The sequence below is a fragment of the Paenibacillus sp. FSL R5-0470 genome, assembly GCF_037975205.1.
In the GTDB taxonomy this organism is placed as follows: Bacteria; Bacillota; Bacilli; order Paenibacillales; family Paenibacillaceae; genus Paenibacillus_AQ.
Map to the genome: position 1 here is coordinate 747,528 of NZ_CP150238.1, position 17,982 is coordinate 765,509.

The following is a 17,982-nucleotide window of genomic DNA, read 5'->3' on the forward strand; positions in this document are numbered from 1 at the left end:
TTATGGAGAGGAAGTTTGGAACTGTAGAAGCGTTAGCGTTCGCCTTTATGGTTGGATTTCTACCGCGATGAGCGGTTTAAATCAGGAAATCCAAACATAACAGCGATCGGAAGTCCAAACATTCCTCGTAATAACTCCAATAACCACCAATGAAGTTAGTCCCGAATGCGCCCAAACGCGCTCTAAACTATTAAAAGATGAGGTGTCCCAAGTGTCGGAAGCTTATAAAAACGCCGGAGTGGATATTGCGGCTGGTAATGAAGCGGTAGAACGCATGAAAAAGCACGTAAAACGTACTTACCGTCCAGAAGTAATGACGGATCTTGGTGGGTTCGGAGCGCTGTTTGGCCTCAATAAAGATAAATATGAAGAGCCAGTGCTCGTATCGGGAACTGATGGTGTAGGCACGAAGCTTAAGATCGCATTTGCTGCGGATCGCCATGACACGATTGGGATTGATGCTGTAGCTATGTGCGTGAACGACATTGTAGTACAAGGCGCGGAGCCGCTATTTTTCCTCGATTATCTGGCTTGCGACAAAGTCGTACCGGAGAAAATCGAAGCGATCGTAGCAGGAATCGCAGAGGGCTGTCACCAAGCAGGTTGTGCGCTGATTGGCGGCGAAACGGCTGAAATGCCGGGCATGTATTCAGCGGGTGAGTATGATATCGCTGGATTCACAGTTGGCGTTGCTGACAAAGCGAAGCTGGTAACAGGCGCTAACATCGCTGCTGGAGACACAGTGATTGGTTTAGCTTCTAGCGGCGTGCACAGCAACGGCTTCTCACTTGTGCGTAAGCTTTTGCTTGAGGAAGATGGCTATGGCCTGAATGATGTGCTTCCGGAGCTTGGAGCTCCGCTTGTGGATGTACTTCTTGCACCAACTAAGATTTATGTGAAGCCTTTGCTGGCGCTCTTGGAGCAGCTTCCGGTGAAAGGGATGGCACATATTACGGGTGGCGGATTCATCGAGAATATCCCGCGCGTATTGCCTGACGGTGTAGATGTGGAGATTAATTACGGATCGTGGCCGATTCTGCCGATCTTCGGATTGATGCAGAACAAAGGAAACGTAAGCAACCGTGATATGTTTACTACTTTTAATATGGGAATTGGACTTGTTCTGGTAGTAAGTAGCGCTGATGGAGAACGTGCTCTTGAACTGCTCAAATCGAGCGGAGAAGAGGCTTTTATCATTGGTAAAGTGACAGAAGGGGAACGCAAAGTAACCTTTACTGGAGCTGAAGTGTGATGCAATGGAGTCGAATCGCTGTTTTTGCTTCTGGGCAAGGCAGTAATTTTGCTGCACTGATCGATGCACAGAGAGCAGGCTTGCTTGGTGAGGGCAATATTGAGTTGCTTGTATCCGACAAGCCAGAGGCACCTGTAGCTAAGCGAGCGGAGGATGCGGGCATTCCCGCCCTCTTGCTGCGGCCAAAAGACTTCGCCAGCCGTGAACTCTACGAAGCAGAGATTGTAGCAGAGCTTCAGCGGCGGGAAATCGGGCTGGTTGTGCTGGCAGGATACATGCGTCTTATTACGCCAGTGCTTTTAACGCCGTATGCTGGACGAATTATTAACATTCATCCATCGCTGCTGCCTGCTTTTGCAGGAAAAGATGCAATCGGACAAGCGCTGGATTATGGCGTGAAGCTGACGGGTGTTACTGTGCATTTTGTCGATGGAGGTATGGATACCGGGCCTGTTATTGCTCAGCGCAGCGTAGCCCTGCAGGATAACGACACGGCCGATTCATTGGCAGAACGTATTCATAAGGTTGAGTATGAGCTGTATCCCGAAGTGGTTGGCGCTTTTGCCAGCGGGAAAGTGGAACTGAGTGGAAGAAAGACGATTATCCGCGAAAAGTAAGCTGCACCGCAGCCATTCGAAGTTTTGGATCGACATTTGGTGACAGACCGAGATGTTTCAGGGTATTTCTCGGGAAATATTGCATAAGCGGCGTTATGTGTCGCGTTGTGGGTTTTCTTCATATTAAATCGCACGTACAACCTGAAGGAGGACTATTCAAAGTGAGTATCAAAAGAGCGCTAGTCAGCGTATCGGATAAACAAGGTATCGTGGATTTTTGCCGCGAGTTGTCTGCATTAGGCGTAGAAATTATCTCTACAGGTGGAACAAGCACGCTTTTGGCTAAAGAAGGTGTTCCAGTTATCGGGATTTCCGATGTGACAGGATTCCCAGAAATCATGGACGGACGTGTCAAAACCTTGCACCCTGCTGTACACAGTGGATTGCTTGCGGTTCGTGATAATGAGGAGCACACGCGTCAAATGAAGGAGCTTGGTCTGGATTACATCGATCTGGTTGTTGTGAATCTGTATCCGTTCGCGGAAACGATCGCAAAACCTGACGTATCCTACGAGGAAGCCATCGAGAATATCGATATCGGCGGACCTACGATGCTGCGTTCTGCGGCGAAGAACCATGCTTTTGTCAGTGTAGTGGTGGATGCTAATGACTACGCTACTGTACTTGAAGAGGTTCGCGCAGGTGGAGATACAACGCTAGAAACACGCAAACGTCTTGCGGCAAAAGTGTTCCGTCATACGGCGGCTTACGATGCCTTGATTTCCGATTATTTGGCTAACGTTACTGGCGAGCCTCTGCCAGAGCGCTACACCGTGACTTATGAGAAAATTCAGGATCTGCGTTATGGCGAGAATCCGCATCAAAAAGCGGCGTTCTATCGCAAGCCATTGGCGGCACTGGATACACTCACTGCGGCTGAACAATTGCACGGCAAAGAGTTGTCTTATAACAATATCAACGATGCTAACGCAGCACTGCAAATCGTGAAAGAATTTGAAGAGCCTGCTGTCGTAGCGGTTAAACATATGAACCCTTGTGGTGTAGGTGTGGGTCAAAGTGTATACGAAGCTTATCAAAAAGCTTACAACGCAGATCCAACTTCTATCTTTGGTGGGATTGTAGCAGCAAACCGCATTATTGATGCAGACACAGCGAACCTGCTGAAAGATATTTTCCTCGAAATCGTGTTGGCACCAGGCTTTACGGAAGAAGCACTGGAAATTCTTACGAAGAAAAAGAATCTCCGTTTGCTTAAAATCGGTAATCTTAGTACGGCTAGTGCGCGTAAGAGCAGCTTCGTAGTAACCTCCATCGATGGAGGAATGGTTGTACAGGAGAGCGATGTGCACTCTGTGAATCCAGATGATCTACAAGTCGTTACGGACCGTAAACCAACCGAGGAAGAATTGAAACAATTGTTGTTCGGATGGAAAGTAGTTAAGCATGTGAAATCTAATGCGATTGTGCTGGCTGCTGATGATATGACTGTTGGCGTAGGTGCAGGACAGATGAACCGCGTTGGTGCAGCTAAAATTGCAATCGAACAAGCTGGTGAAAAATCTAAGGGAGCCGTACTCGCTTCCGACGCGTTCTTCCCAATGGGCGATACGCTTGAAATGGCAGCAAAAGCAGGAATCACTGCAGTGATTCAGCCAGGCGGATCCATTAAAGACGAAGAGTCGATTAAGGTCGCTAATGAGTATGGTATTGCTATGGTCTTCACAGGCGTCCGTCATTTCAAACACTAGAGCACTGGGAGGATCATATTCGGATGGATATTTTGGTAGTTGGCGGCGGCGGCCGGGAACATGCGATGATTTGGAGTCTATCCCAAAGCCCCAAGGCAGGTAAAATCTATTGCGCACCCGGCAACGCCGGGATTGCGCAGTTAGCCGAATGTGTGCCGATCGGAGTATTTGAGTTCGATCGTCTGACGGCTTTTGCGAAAGAGAAGGAAGTAGGTCTTGTTGTAATCGGTCCAGATGATCCACTCGCTGCTGGGATTGTGGATGCTTTTGAAGCACAGGATATTCCTGTGTTTGGCCCACGCAAGAATGCAGCGGAGATCGAAGGCAGCAAAACCTTTATGAAGGATCTTTTGCATAAATATAATATTCCGACAGCAGCCTATGAGAAGTTCGACGACTATGAAGCTGCGCTAACTTATTTGCGGGAACAGCCGCTTCCGATCGTAATCAAGGCAGATGGTCTGGCTGCAGGAAAAGGCGTGACGGTTGCTTATTCGTTGGAAGAAGCAGAGCAAGCACTCGCTGATATTATGGTCACTAAGGTATTCGGTGAGGCAGGCGCTCAGGTTGTTATTGAGGAATTTCTAGCTGGACAGGAAATGTCGATTCTGGCTTTTGTCGATGGAGAGACGGTACGTCCTATGGCTGCTGCCCAGGATCATAAGCCCGTTTTTGATGGGGATAAAGGTCCTAATACCGGCGGAATGGGTACCTATTCGCCTTTACCACATATTGATGAGGCTATTATCCAAGAAGCGATCGAGACCATCATTAAGCCGACAGCAAAAGCTATGGTGGATGAAGGTCGTCCCTTTAGCGGTGTACTATTTGCGGGACTGATGATTTCTCCTGAGGGTAAACCAAAGACGATTGAGTTTAATGCTCGTTTCGGTGATCCTGAGACTCAGGTCGTGTTGCCTAGACTCAAGAGCGACTTGCTAGAAATCTTTCTGGCGGTCACAGAGGGTAGACTTGCAGATATCGACATTGAATGGAGCGACGAAGCGGCTGTATGCGTAGTTCTCGCTTCGGGAGGATATCCAGGCCCATATCCAAAGGGTGTACCGATTGAAGGTCTTGATGACAGCCAAGGAGGGCTGATCTTCCATGCTGGTACGGCGCGTGGTGAAGATGGAAGCTGGGTGACGAATGGTGGTCGGGTACTAGGCGTAGTAGGCCTAGGTGCTACGATTGCTGAAGCTCGTGTTGCAGCTTACGCTAGAGCCGAAGGAATTTCTTTTTCCGGAAAACAAAGCCGCAGCGACATCGCTATGAAAGCTTTGGTATAAGGATAAAGAACTGTATCTAGCATTTTTTGCGCTTAAAGTCCTAAAAAAGGACTGACAAGTGATAGAAGAAGTGCTATAATACTACACGTACGGGGGAAAATGTGCGGATATATACAGATAAGGGTCTTTCCGATCATGGGAAGGCCCTTTTAAATCGGAGTCCTTCAGACTTTGTGAAGTAACCTTATAAAGGATGCCTCGTGCCTGGAAATGATGATACTTATAGTGCATACTAGCGATACGCTTATGGCGAATGGCTACTCACAGATTTAAGGAGGAATTCGTTTTGAGTAAGATTGGAAGAAATGATATGTGTCCTTGCGGAAGCGGGAAAAAATATAAGAAATGCTGCCTTGGTAAAGAAACTTCTGCAGTAGAGTCCATTATGCAACTTGTAAACAAGGAAGAAGCGGCAGCTAGCGAGACTGTGGCTGAGAAACAGGAACCCGTAGCACAACCTGAAGTGAAGCTAACTCTTGCTACGCTCAGAAAAAAAGTGTCACGTGATCTGAATTGGGAGCATCCCGCACATGAACAACTGGCGCTGCACCTTATTGAGAGCATGAGAGAAAGCTATGATAGAGAGCTTATTTGGGAAGCTCTAGTTCTGTGGAATGGTTATTCCCGTAAGACTAAGCCTGCTGTGAAGAAAATGGGCTCTTTCTGCGCGGCGATCGAATTTATTTTGTCTGAAGAATATGGCTTCTCCCTAACACAAGCGGATCTTGCTACCAAACATGAGGTTACTACGCCTACCATCTCTAGAAAAGTCAAAGAGATGCTCAATTACATTGAGGAATACGGCATGGGTGGTGCGGAAGAAGAATTACTTTTGCTGAATATCTCAGGCAGTCCGAAGGATCAGGAGCAAGCACTATTACAAAAGGCTATGCAAACCAATTCATCCAACCGCCGGATACAGTTAGCTGAAGCCGCATTAGAGGTTTATCCGGACAGTCCGGATGCGTATCTCATTTTGGCTGAGGAAGCAGAGAATGAAGCAGATGCTCGTGCTTTTCTAAAAGCAGGGATGGATGCAGGTGAACGTGAGCTTGGAGAAGCTTTTTTCGCTGAGAACAAAGGACATTTCTGGGACCTCCACGAGACTCGTCCATACATTCGAATTTGCAAAAGCTACGCCGACTCTTGTTGGTTTAGCGGAAATGCAGAAGAAGCACAAAAAGTACTTGAGCACATTTTAGAGCTGAATCCTGAAGATAACACTGGTGCGCGTTACCTTTTAACGGCTGCGTATCTCTACACCAACAAGCTCAAGAAGACAGAAAAGGTGCTGGAAAAGTTCGGCAATGATGCAGCGGCGACAGTAGCTTACGACCGGATGGTCTTAGAATATAAGAAGAATGGGATTACTTCCCAACTGAAAATGTTGTATCGCGTAGCGCGGAATGTGAACAAGCATGTGCCGGATTATTTGTTAGGGATCAAAAGATTGCCGCATAACCTTCCGGATTTTGTGGGAATGGGCGACGCTAATGAAGCTATCGAATATGTTATTGTACACTCGCGTTTGTGGACAAGCCTACCTGATCTGCTGAAGTGGATGCTGAAGCAACAGGATTAGTAGAATTCAGATCTTGGACGGACATGAACTTAAAGAGGCTATGGGAGATTCCTGTAGTCTCTTTTTTTAAAATATAAGAATTTATTTGTTTCACGTTATAAATTACCTTATATTTCTCGCATAAACGCTTACCGTCCTTATAGGGACGATGAAGGCGTTTTTGCATGTATAAGAAAGTATAAGATTTGCATCAATAATTGTATTGCATACAGCGGACAATGCTTGAAAAAATGTCTTTGGGAGAGTATGTTTACAAGAAGTAGAATGAATAGATGATAGTGAGGCGAGAGGGTTATGAGAGAAGAGGAAGACCGAATCGTAGGAATGGAAGATATCGTACGGGCTCATCACGTACTGCGGGAGGTCATTATCCGGACTCCACTACAGCGTGACGCCGTACTATCGGCCAAGTATGAATGCGATGTATATTTGAAGCGCGAAGATTTGCAGATTGTCCGTTCTTTTAAAATCCGCGGAGCTTATAATATGATTCGTAGTCTATCTGCAGAAGATAGAGCCAAAGGTATTGTCTGCGCGAGTGCAGGAAATCACGCACAAGGTGTAGCCTATTCCTGTAAGGCACTTGGGATTAAGGGCAAGGTCTATATGCCAAGCACAACACCTAATCAGAAGGTTAAGCAAGTTCGACGGTTCGGTGGCGAGTTTGTTGAGGTCATTCTGAAGGGCGATACCTTCGATGATGCTTATGATGAAGCGCTGCAAGCTTGTATAGACCATGGTATGACGTTGATCCACCCGTTTGATGAGCCGAGAATTATTGCAGGCAATGGAACGATAGCGATGGAAGTGATGGAGAACCTGGATCACCCTGCGGATTTTATGTTTGTAACGATTGGTGGGGGCGGTTTGGCAGCAGGAATAGCCACTTATGTGAAGACGGTGAGTCCATCTACTAAGTTGATTGGTGTGGAACCGCTTGGTGCTGCTTCAATGACTGAAGCGATCAAGCTTGGAGAAGTGGTAACGCTAAAAGAAATTAACAAGTTCGTGGACGGAGCGGCTGTAAAGCGCGTTGGCGGACTGACTTATGATATATGTTCCCGGCATCTGGATGACATCGTGATGGTGCCTGAAGGCAAGGCTTGTACCACCATTCTGGAGCTGTATAACGAGAATGCTATAGTGGTTGAGCCAGCGGGATCCTTACCTATCGCAGCACTTGATCAATACCGCGATCAAATCCGCGGGAAGACGGTCGTCTGTATCATTAGTGGGGGTAACAACGATATAGACCGTATGCAAGAGATCAAGGAGCGGTCACTGATTTACGAAGGCTTAAAGCACTACTTCATGGTGAACTTCCCACAACGGGCAGGTGCCCTGCGTGAGTTCTTGGACGAAATCCTCGGCCCAGAGGATGATATTACCCGTTTCGAGTACATCAAGAAGCATGATAAAGAGAATGGTCCCGCGCTTGTAGGCATAGAGCTATTGTCCATTGAAGCTTATGAACCACTTATCGAACGGATGCAGCAGAAGGGTGTAGATTATGTAGAAATCAATAAGGATTCCAATCTCTTTAACATCCTTATTTAATTTCTTTCATCACTTTAATCATTTCGTTAATGAACATAGAAAGGCCCGTCCCAGAATGAATGGGGACGGGCCTTTTGTATATCATACTAGAGAGGTAATTCAGTCTTACGGTATTGTTCGACTTCATCTGTTAATTTATAATCTTTGTCCTTCATCAATTTCATGAAGCCATCTAGTTTCTGCAGGAATGGGCTGTTGTCTTTATTCTTGGTGAGAATGCTAGAGTAGGCTTTCTGCGCCTCCAAGTCCATTTCAAGATTGTCATAATGGAAAAGGGGCGTGTTATTCTGGCCGTAAAACGTATTGTTAACATAGGTAGAATATAAGGATTTCACGGCTGAAATTCGGTTCGATTTCGGATAATTTAGAATAAATTGCTCTTGAGATAGTGCTCGCGCAGCTACATCGGTCCAACCAATGACCAGCCCGTTATCCTTGGAGGAGGGCAGATCAGACTCCGTAGCCATAATGGATAGATACGCGCTGATATCGTCAGTGACATAAAGTTTATATTTGCGGTAAGCCTCATAATCGATCACCGGGAAAAAAGTGCCTTCCGCGGTCTCCAGTTTATATCCATTTTCGCTGGCACTCTTCAGCAGTGTGCGCAGAGTTAGATCTTCTGTGGCATCAGCAAGGGTCTTCATACTTGCGCCAGCTTTATAGATGGCGGTGAGCTTCCGCTGGACATTGCTGGTACTGAATTTGCTCTCCCACGCCGGAAGCGCCGCCTTGTGCAAATTCTCAAGCTTCAGTGTCATTATCGTGGCACGATACGAACCTACCGCATACATATTGGCGTTCAAATATTTAATAGCTTCGGGTAACTTGTTAGAGGAAGACAACAGCGGCAATGCTGCTTTATAGATAGCCTCCGCATGATTATTGTTTGCTGTCAAAGCATTTGCCTTAGTGCCTCCCACAGGAGGGCTGGCAGCGCCTTCAGCTTGAATCGTTCCTATAGGTACCGTGCCTAGTCCCAATGTTACTGCTAGAACAGAATAGAGAATATATTGCTTCTTATTCATGAAAGTTCCCCCTGTCTATCGGATGAAATATGGGTGGAGCATGACTTTTATTTTCTAAAAAATATAAACTTTAGTCCAATTGCCCCAATCAGGGAAACAATTAAGCTTACCCACGGGGATAAAGTAATGACCGGAAACAATCGGTCGAGGTACAAGCCAATGAATACGGCAACTACGGCGATTCCGATATAGACGCCAAGGCCCTTGATATCAAAGGGCTTGGCTTTAGGTGCATCCCCCTCAGACAAGGAGGTTAACCATTTCATAATAAGTTCGATCAAGATAATGGAACCTGCCCCAACAGCGAAGAGGGTGAAGAGGCTAATCTCTCCGAACATCCCAGGTGATCCGTTAGTCCATTGCAAGAAGAGTCCACCTATAGCAAAGATCCCGAACAAACAGGTTAGAGCCGCGCAGGGAATCATCAAGTAATAGTTCCATTTGCTGCGTGCTGAGCGTGTGGGAACGCTGTCTATGATCTCTTTAAAATAATCATCCGGATTCTCGCCAAACACCTGTTTAGCGTTTTTACCTTTTTTTTGTTCTTTCAGAAGCAGCTTGGCTGCATCCAGTAAAAGTTCTTCAGCGCGGAGAGCCTCTACCCTACTGGCCCGCATCGTCAGGATCATATCTTCAAAATAGGATCGATTGAAAGGCGTCATCTGCTCGCGCAGGGCGTTATTTTCCTTAATCATATCTTTCACTTTCATAATAGGGATGTAAACCTCCAGTAGTGTTAATCGGTATAGTCTTTAACCTAGAGTATACGTTTGCCTGACAGGTCAGCGCAAGGACAAGCATTTCTATTTTCCTATGCATAATCCTTTTATAAGAGTGAACACTGATAATGTTGTTGCTTGATCAATATAGCTTTGGGAAAGGTTGGGAGCTTTATGGAACATGAGAACAAGAAAGAACAGGACAGTGTCATGGGCAACGGTTTCGAGCCTACGCCCAATCATTCAATGGGGGATTGGGGCGGCTCTGATGGATTCAGCATGTGGAATTCCACAGAAGAACCAGCAACAGAGGGTGCGCTTAAGGATTGGGAAGGCAGTCAAGAGACCCATGAGATGTTTAACGACAGCTATGATTGATTGACGACCCTAGAAGCTCATCATACGATTGAAAAACAGCCAGTCTTCATTATTTTGGAGACTGGCTGTTTGACGTTCCGGTTTATACTCCGAATTTGCTCTTGCAAATTACTAAGATCTGTCCCGTTTCTGTTGACAATATGAACGAAATCTTTATAATAAGAATATAATTCACACTAAGTTAATCGGAATTCTAATAAATTAAAATAATGATTAAATATAGGAGGTTACGGCAATGGAACGGAATATTGTAATTCGGCATAACGGCGAAGAATTGACAGCGAGCATCCATTATCCGAGTAAAGAGAAGGGAACTTCCACACGTTGCAAGGACAGATTGCCATTAGCTGTAATCTGCCATGGATTTGTGGGTAACCGGATTGGAGTCGATCGGATATTTGTCAAAGCAGCTCGTGAGCTGGCGCAAGATGGGTATATGGTCATTCGATTTGACTATGCGGGCTGCGGAGAGAGCAGCGGTAATTACGGCGGGGAGGATATGGAGTCGATGATCGCTCAGACTAGAGCGGTGCTCGATTACGGAATTAGCTCTGCCGATGTGGATCCACAGCGTGTGACGCTTATTGGCCATAGTCTGGGTGGAGCGGTTGCGCTTCTGACAAGTATTCGTGATCGCCGCGTGAAGAATCTCGTGCTGTGGGCCTCCGTGGGTTATCCCTTCAATGATATTGTGAAGATCGTAGGGCGGGAGGCGTATGACCGTTCGGTGAAGAATGGATCAGCGGATTACGTGGGCTACTCGTTCACACCGGTATATTTCAATTCTTTGGCGGCCTTCCAGCCTTTCCAAGAGGCTAGTAAATTCAGCGGTGATGTGCTCGTCATTCATGGTACGTCTGACGATGTCATCCCCGTGGATTATGCATTCCTTTACCAGAAATTATTCTGGACGCGTCCTGAGGGACGATGCGATAAAGAGATCATTTTTCAAGGTGATCATACCTTTTCGTCTGGTCCAGCACAGCAGCAGCTGCTTAAGCGGACAAGAGAGTGGATGAACGAGCAGGAGCATGTGCAGACAGAATGGCAAAATTGGATGATATAGGTGATGGACTTTACTCGCAATAACTTGAAATTAGCGGTAAAATAAAGATGCACACCATATACTGGGTTATGGAGGTTGGCATCCTATGAAATTACCGTCATTTTTTATCGCGCACGGTTCTCCGCTCCTCGCACTGGAGGATAACGAGTATACCCGTTTTCTGGAGCGGCTTGGTCAAGAACTAGAAGCACCACGGGGTATAGTAGTATTCTCAGCGCACTGGGATAGCCCAGAACAGCTACTCACCATGGATGAGAAGCACGAAACACAACACGACTTCTACGGATTCCCTGAAGAAATGTATACGCTGACCTATCCAGCCCCAGGCGATCCAGCTCTAACCAAGCGGATTTCCGAGCTCTTTAAGGGTAACAATCTTTCACATCAGCCCGTTCTGGGGCGAGGACTCGATCACGGAGTCTGGGTAATACTGAAAAAAATGTTTCCGAAAGCCGATATTCCGGTAGTCGCTTTATCCGTCGATTCACTACGTTCTCCGAAGGAACAGTACAATATCGGGCGGATGTTAGCCCCTCTGCGTGACGAAGGCATACTGCTGATAGGAAGCGGTGGACTTGTTCACAATTTGCGGATGCTTAATGAAAGTGATCAGCCTGAAGAGTGGGCGCTTGAATTCGATGCGTGGATTGCCAAGGGGTTAGAATCTTGGGATTTACCTTCACTGTTTGCTTATGAGAAAACAGCTCCGCATGTTCGTGATGCGGTTCCATCTTACGGAAGAGAGCATTTCGCACCTCTCTTTTATGCGATGGGAACAGCGGATGGCAGCAGGAAGGCAGAGCGAATATTTCAAGCGTATCAATATGGGACATTAAGCCTCAATTGCTGGAAGCTAGACTAAATGGATAAGATACACGTAGGGTACAGCCGGAGATCGGCTGTGCCCTTTTTTTAAATATAAGAAAGTAAAGTTTTACGCTATGCATTATTTATATTTCTCGCTTAAACGTATATCGTCCTAATAAGGACGCTGAAGTCGATTACACTTGATGCAAGCGGATCAAGACAAATGGGACTGGCTGTGATTAAATGGAAGAAACCAGTTAAGATACATAAAACGTTTAGGAGGAACTACAAGCTTATGAAAGTAAACTGCTCTTCTTCCCGTCTATTATCTGCCCTTGTACTAAGTACCCTATTGCTCTCCGCTTGCGGTACAGAGAGTGCAAATAATGTAATTGCCCCGACACAGCAACCTACAGCAGATCCCGCGCCTATTGAAACGATCCAGCCATCGCCTACTGCAGATCCATCTGCTGAACTTGTTTCGGGATTAACAGGTCTTCCCGTTTCTGAAAACAGTCTCCCGCGTCCCTTAGCTGTTATGATTAATAATGCTCCAGCGGCCCGGCCACAATCGGGGGTGAGTGAAGCGGATATTTTATATGAGGTCCTTGCTGAAGGTGGCATTACGCGGTTAATTGGTATTTTTCAAAGTCATACCGGAGTGGTCAAAATCGGACCGATTCGCAGTATTCGCCCTTATCTGCTCGATATTGGCGAGAGCTATGGTGGTGTGACAGTGCATGCCGGGGGGAGCCCCGCGGCTTATGCTATTTTGCAAAAAGAGAAAAAAGCAGATATGGACGAAATCGGTCGTGCCGGAGCCTATTTCTGGCGGGACAAAGCACGTAAAGCCCCTCATAATCTCTACAGTAATGCAGCGAAGCTGCGGGAAGGTGCCGAGAAGCTGGGTTATGACAAAAGTGTGAAGGTGCCAGGGTATCTTTTTAACAATCCAGATTACATACCGACAGGCGGAGAACAGGCCGCTGAGTTTAGCGTAAACTTCTTGCTTAAAAGCTATAAAATTGACTATAAATACGATACTCAGCTCCAGACCTATCAGCGTTACGTGAATGGTAAACCACATTTGGATCTGAATAACAATAAGCCAGTAGAAGCTGCAAATGTGATGGTGATGGGTTCCGATCATAAAGTACTTGATGATGTTGGAAGACTTCAGGTTGATGTGGAGCTTGGTGGAGAAGCGTTGCTCTTTCAGAGAGGACAGGTCACAAAAGGCAGATGGTCGCGTGAGCCAGGTGATGTGATTCGGTTTGTGAAGGATGGTAAAGAAGAGCTAATGTATCCAGGAATCACCCATATTTTGGTTGTCCCTAATTCACCTTCATTTAGCAGTCATGTGGTATACGGCGGAGCAGATAGTGCAACCTAAGAAAGTCGGAATATCCAGTGTTATACAGATTTGTGTTCGGAATTATGGGTAAGTGTTAATAGAGTGTAAAAAAGTTCATTTCTATAGCTTCTATACCTTCTACGGATATGTTAAGATAACAAGGGTTGTCATTCATTTTCATGCTTTTTACATATGGGTGACTCTGTACTCACGGTAATATTATGTAAAGGGGTTTAAAACAATGAAGTTGAGAAAAAAGGACATATTCTTTGAGACGCTGGAAAATATGGCGGATACCATTGTCCAAGCTGCAGATTATTTTGCTCAGAATATCACTGATCTCCAGAATAATGTCGATAGTTTCGCTGCAGAGATGAAGAAGTACGAATCCCAATGTGATACTTACACGCACACCGTAATTAAGGAATTGAACAAGACGTTCATTACGCCACTTGAGCGTGACGACATTATGGACTTGATTACAAGCATGGATGATGTCATTGATGGCTTGGAGGCATCTGCCTCACGTTTCTATATGTACAACCTTCTTGACCCGGATGAATACATTGTACAATTTGCCGAAATCCTTCGTCAGTGTGCTTATGAAATCCAAAAAGCGGTTCATTTGCTTTCCCAGAAGAAGCTGCTGGCCATTCGTGAATATACGATCCGTTTGAATGACCTTGAGAATCAAGGGGACGAAGTCCTTCGTATTTGTACCAAAGCTCTATTTGAAACCGTTAAGGACCCGATTGAGCTGATTAAGCGCAAGGAATTATATGAGCGACTCGAGACCACTACAGATAAATGTGAAGATGTAGCCAACATGTTGGAATCGATCATCATGCGCAACTCATAAGGGGTACTAGAATATGGAAACATCGATATGGATTCTTGGAATTGTTATATTTCTCGCGCTTGCGTTTGACTTTATTAATGGTTTCCATGATACGGCCAACGCGATTGCTACCTCTGTCTCTACACGTGCGTTAAAACCTCGAACAGCTATTATTATGGCGGCACTGATGAACTTTGTCGGAGCTTTGATGTTTACAGGTGTAGCTAAGAAAATTGGCGGAAGTATCACAGACCCCACGTTGCTGGAAAATGGTCTGGATATCATAATAGCCACGCTGATTGCTGCGATTATTTGGAATTTGATCACCTGGTGGCTCGGAATTCCGTCCTCCTCCTCTCATGCACTGATCGGCGCTTTGGCTGGTGCAGTATATGTGGGTGCAGGTTCGTCGCATATTAACTGGGGCGGATTTGTGGAAATTGTCGAGGGCTTGATCTTCTCGCCAATTATTGCATTTGTTATCGGTTATATCATCATGACAGTCCTGAAATGGATTTTTGCAAAGCGTAGTCCACATACGGTTAATAAGGGCTTCCGCTCCATGCAGGTTGTGACGGCGGCATTACAGTCGTTTACTCATGGTACGAATGATGCGCAGAAGGCGATGGGGATCATTACCTTTGCGCTCGTTACATCAGGACGCCAAGAGACTATGGATGTAATCCCTCTATGGGTTAAGGTTGCTGCGGCTACGGCTATGGCACTCGGTACCTCCATTGGTGGTTGGAAGATTATCAAGACCATGGGTACGAAGATTTTCAAAATCGAGCCGATCAACGGCTTCGCGGCTGATATTTCCGCGGCTTCCGTTATTTTCTCGGCAACACTGCTTCATTTGCCAGTCAGCTCCACACATGCTATCACTTCAGCGATCCTGGGTGTTGGCTCTGCGAAACGCTTCTCTGCCGTGAAATGGGGAGTAGCTGGACGTATTGTAGTTACCTGGTTTATTACGATTCCAATCAGTGCGGTATTAGCCGGTCTGATTTTCAAAATCATTTTTTAAATCCCTTTAATAAAAAGATGTCAGTTAGCCTTTGGCTGCGGACATCTTTTTTTGTTGTTTGGGTGGTGCGGGGGAGAGCGGTATAAGTCCCGTAGAATTGACGGGATTCGGCGATTGGAGGGGAAAGAGCGGTATAAGTCCCGTAGAATTGACGGGATTCGGCGATTGGAGGGGAAAGAGCGGTATAAATCCCGTAGAAATAGATAAGTTACGTCAAAAAAGCAAAAAGAGGGGCATAAATACCCCAGAAATGGCAAAATAGCGTCGAAGAAGGGGAAAGAGGGACATTTATACCCCAGAATTGGTGAAATAGCCTCGAAAAAGCATAAAGAGGGGTATAAATACCCCAGAATTGGCGAAATAGCGACGAAAAAGCAAAAAGAGGGGCATAAATACCCTAGAATTGGCGAAATAACGTCGTATAAGCAAAAAGAGGGGTATAAGTGCCCAAGATTTGCAGGGTCTAGCTCGTACAACCGAGAGTGGTTAAAGCTTGGATAAGGTACTTATGAGCTTATGTCTGGGCGTAGCTATTTGTGCATCTGTCGAATCTAGGCGGCGGTTAGAATTTAAACTAACTAATCCTTAAACAAATCACTTGATACGATTTGATTAAATTAAATACGGTGACAACCCAACCCAACCCAACCCAACCCAACCCAACCCAACCCAACCTATCTACTCTATCCATTCTATCCCCGCCATCTGAGGAGCATCGTTATATACACTATGAGCCGAATGATCAGAGGGAGAAGAGGATGAACGAAACTTACTAAAGGGTATTCCATCCTTTCCGGAATGGGACGTTATAGAATAATGGAACCTCAGAGCTACGACTTCTCGGCTGAGATTCTTTTTTTGTTATTTTTGGAAGACTCCACTTCTTGCGGTACAATAGATGCGTGGAAGAAGATGAAGCGGAGGAACATTTATGATACGTACACTTGCGGTGACGCATACAGGTGAGGTGTTGACAGACATACCTTTGCAGGATATCCGGCGGGAGGATTATGCATGGATATGGGCAGATTTTGCTACACCTACGGCAGAAGAGACGCTGCTGCTGGATCACTATTTTCATTTTCACCCTTTGGCGATTGAGGACTGTATGCATGTGCTACAGCGGCCGAAGCTGGATCATTATGAGGAAGTGCAGTTTTTTGTGCTGCATGCGCTGAATGAAGAGACGCTGGATGCTGAAGAGATTGACCTTTTTTTGAGTGCGAATTACCTCGTGTCCTATCATCATCAGGAAAAAACAGAGATGAATGAAGCTTGGGAGCAGGTGAAGCGTGAAATACATAGTCGTAAAGGCTGGTCGGGTGGTCCGATGGCGGCTGCATATACTGTAATGGACAAGCTGGTAGATAAGTATTTTCCATGCCTCTACAGTTTAGAGGACGAGCTTGCGGATCTGGAGAGCAATGGCGGCAGTGAGTCGGTGGAGGATTTGATGAGCCAAGTGTTTAATGTGCGCGGAAGGCTGCTCAAGATGCGGCGGACGATTGTTCCGATGCGCGATTTGATGTACCGGATTGTGAATTCGCAGCATGTCCAGAGCAACGGTGAGGAACGGATTTATTTTGGCGATATCTATGACCATTTGTTAAAGCTGTCCGATATGATTGAGGCGGATCGAGAAATGACTGCGGATCTACGTGATAGCTACATTTCTCTTAACTCCAACCGGATGAATTCGATCATGAAAACACTAACAGTAATCACCACAGTATTCATGCCGCTGACGCTGATCGCCGGAATTTATGGGATGAACTTTGTAGTGATGCCTGAACTCGAATGGAAGTATGGGTATTTTGGCGTTCTGCTGTTTATGCTGGTGGTGGGTGTTAGCATGTTCAGATGGTTCCGGCGTAGTGGATGGTTTAAGTAAAAATAAAACGTCACCGCTATTTGCGGCGACGTTTTCCGGTAGAGGGAGTAGAGCGCCGGCGTGTGGTTGTAGTAGATTTACGACGCCCAGAGGTGGAGCGTCTTTTTTTGCGCCGACTCGGACTGAACATTGCGGCATCCTCTTCGGCTGCCAGTGCGCCTGCTGCTCCTTTTCCTTTGCCGAAGCTACCCATGAAGAGCTTAACCATCGGAGCCATCTGCTGGAAGCCGGACATCACCTTCTGCACTTTACCCATGGAGTTTACGATCCCGTCGATACCGCCCATTCGGTCGATGATACCTTTGATTTGCTCCATATTCCCGCCGATTCCGCCCCCGCCGCCTAAACCGCCTAAGCCGCTAAGCAATCCGGCAAGCCCGCCGCTTGCCTTTGTTGTAGCTTCAGCAGCAGGAAGCGCTAGAGCTGTTTCAGTGGCAGCTTCTGCTCCTAAAGCGGGAAGGATTCCGCTCTCTCCTGGGGGGGATGAAGGCGCATATGGACTGAGCCCGGGGTAAGCAGATGCATTATAAGTATCGGTCAGTGAACGCTGGTTCCGGCGGGAATGATTATAGTAATGATCAGGCATAATATCACATTCCTTTGTTAGTGGTTTGCTATACTGTATGTCATGGGCGAACATACGGTATAGACGAATGCCCGGGTTACCCGTGATAGGAGCGGAAAAGGGCGAATGCCTATAATCGTCCTTAAGAAGTGAAAAAAGCGTGTACATGCTTGATTTTCAGCGCTTATGTAGTACTATAGTGTAGGTGCTATTTCTTATGTAGGAAGAAACAAACGTAGTTTGATACATATTGAGTGTGCGCCACGGGTGGACGTTTGTCCATCGATTTCACTCTTTACAGCG

At 46.3% G+C, this 17,982-nt stretch carries 16 protein-coding genes; 13 read left to right on the forward strand and 3 right to left on the reverse strand.

Translation table 11 applies throughout. The annotated features are described in order from the left end of the window. Positions 1 to 211: 211 nt before the first annotated feature. The 6 genes from purM to ilvA all read left to right on the forward strand — a co-directional run bounded on the left by purM (position 212) and on the right by ilvA (position 8,006). Complete coding sequence (gene purM / locus MKY99_RS03335) at positions 212 to 1,252, forward strand: phosphoribosylformylglycinamidine cyclo-ligase (protein WP_339268656.1); 1,041 nt, start codon at positions 212 to 214, stop codon at positions 1,250 to 1,252. Next, a complete protein-coding gene (gene purN / locus MKY99_RS03340) occupies positions 1,252 to 1,869 on the forward strand; it encodes a phosphoribosylglycinamide formyltransferase (RefSeq protein ID WP_076286942.1) in 618 nt (205 codons plus the stop codon). Before purM ends, purN begins: the two co-directional genes overlap by 1 nt. Positions 1,870 to 2,030: 161 nt before the next feature. Further along, a complete protein-coding gene (purH, locus tag MKY99_RS03345; protein ID WP_149647565.1) occupies positions 2,031 to 3,578 on the forward strand; it encodes a bifunctional phosphoribosylaminoimidazolecarboxamide formyltransferase/IMP cyclohydrolase in 1,548 nt (515 codons plus the stop codon). A 23-nt stretch (positions 3,579 to 3,601) separates the two neighbouring features. Then, the gene (gene purD / locus MKY99_RS03350) at positions 3,602 to 4,867 is read left to right on the forward strand and encodes a phosphoribosylamine--glycine ligase (protein ID WP_339268659.1); all 1,266 of its coding nucleotides are present in this window, start codon (positions 3,602 to 3,604) and stop codon (positions 4,865 to 4,867) included. Positions 4,868 to 5,153: 286 nt separating this feature from the next. After that, positions 5,154 to 6,449: an SEC-C metal-binding domain-containing protein gene (locus tag MKY99_RS03355; RefSeq protein WP_076286939.1), complete on the forward strand. Its 1,296-nt coding sequence runs from the start codon at positions 5,154 to 5,156 to the stop codon at positions 6,447 to 6,449. 294 nt (positions 6,450 to 6,743) lie between these two features. After that, a complete protein-coding gene (ilvA, locus tag MKY99_RS03360) occupies positions 6,744 to 8,006 on the forward strand; it encodes a threonine ammonia-lyase IlvA (RefSeq protein ID WP_339268661.1) in 1,263 nt (420 codons plus the stop codon). An 86-nt stretch (positions 8,007 to 8,092) separates the two neighbouring features. On the opposite strand, the gene MKY99_RS03365 is transcribed toward ilvA, so the two are convergent. Continuing rightward, complete coding sequence (locus tag MKY99_RS03365) at positions 8,093 to 9,034, reverse strand: hypothetical protein (RefSeq protein ID WP_339268664.1); 942 nt, start codon at positions 9,032 to 9,034, stop codon at positions 8,093 to 8,095. A gap of 47 nt (positions 9,035 to 9,081) precedes the next feature. Next, positions 9,082 to 9,744: a DUF1129 family protein gene (locus tag MKY99_RS03370; RefSeq protein ID WP_076286938.1), complete on the reverse strand. Its 663-nt coding sequence runs from the start codon at positions 9,742 to 9,744 to the stop codon at positions 9,082 to 9,084. A gap of 183 nt (positions 9,745 to 9,927) precedes the next feature. On the opposite strand from MKY99_RS03370, the gene MKY99_RS03375 reads away from it, so the two are divergent. From MKY99_RS03375 to corA, 7 genes are all read left to right on the forward strand, one after another. Beyond that, positions 9,928 to 10,131, forward strand: a complete 204-nt coding sequence (locus tag MKY99_RS03375) for a hypothetical protein (protein WP_042184766.1) — start codon at positions 9,928 to 9,930, stop codon at positions 10,129 to 10,131. Between the two features lie 235 nt (positions 10,132 to 10,366). Continuing rightward, positions 10,367 to 11,197 carry an alpha/beta fold hydrolase gene (locus MKY99_RS03380; RefSeq protein ID WP_042124053.1) on the forward strand — a complete coding sequence of 277 codons (831 nt, stop codon included), beginning with the start codon at positions 10,367 to 10,369 and terminating at the stop codon, positions 11,195 to 11,197. Positions 11,198 to 11,282: 85 nt separating this feature from the next. Further along, positions 11,283 to 12,059 carry a class III extradiol ring-cleavage dioxygenase gene (locus MKY99_RS03385; RefSeq protein ID WP_339268666.1) on the forward strand — a complete coding sequence of 259 codons (777 nt, stop codon included), beginning with the start codon at positions 11,283 to 11,285 and terminating at the stop codon, positions 12,057 to 12,059. 240 nt (positions 12,060 to 12,299) lie between these two features. After that, entirely contained in the window at positions 12,300 to 13,397 is a 1,098-nt protein-coding gene (locus MKY99_RS03390; protein ID WP_042184772.1) for a DUF3048 domain-containing protein, read from the forward strand. A 202-nt stretch (positions 13,398 to 13,599) separates the two neighbouring features. Continuing rightward, positions 13,600 to 14,217 carry a DUF47 family protein gene (locus tag MKY99_RS03395; protein WP_042184774.1) on the forward strand — a complete coding sequence of 206 codons (618 nt, stop codon included), beginning with the start codon at positions 13,600 to 13,602 and terminating at the stop codon, positions 14,215 to 14,217. Positions 14,218 to 14,230: 13 nt separating this feature from the next. After that, positions 14,231 to 15,223, forward strand: coding sequence for an inorganic phosphate transporter (locus MKY99_RS03400; protein WP_042184776.1), 993 nt, complete (start codon positions 14,231 to 14,233; stop codon positions 15,221 to 15,223). A 931-nt stretch (positions 15,224 to 16,154) separates the two neighbouring features. Next, positions 16,155 to 17,114 (forward strand): magnesium/cobalt transporter CorA, encoded by a 960-nt coding sequence (gene corA / locus MKY99_RS03405; protein ID WP_042184779.1) that lies wholly within the window; start codon positions 16,155 to 16,157, stop codon positions 17,112 to 17,114. Between the two features lie 16 nt (positions 17,115 to 17,130). Here corA and MKY99_RS03410 read toward each other — a convergent pair whose 3' ends face one another. Then, positions 17,131 to 17,700: a hypothetical protein gene (locus tag MKY99_RS03410; RefSeq protein ID WP_076300204.1), complete on the reverse strand. Its 570-nt coding sequence runs from the start codon at positions 17,698 to 17,700 to the stop codon at positions 17,131 to 17,133. Positions 17,701 to 17,982: the final 282 nt, after the last annotated feature.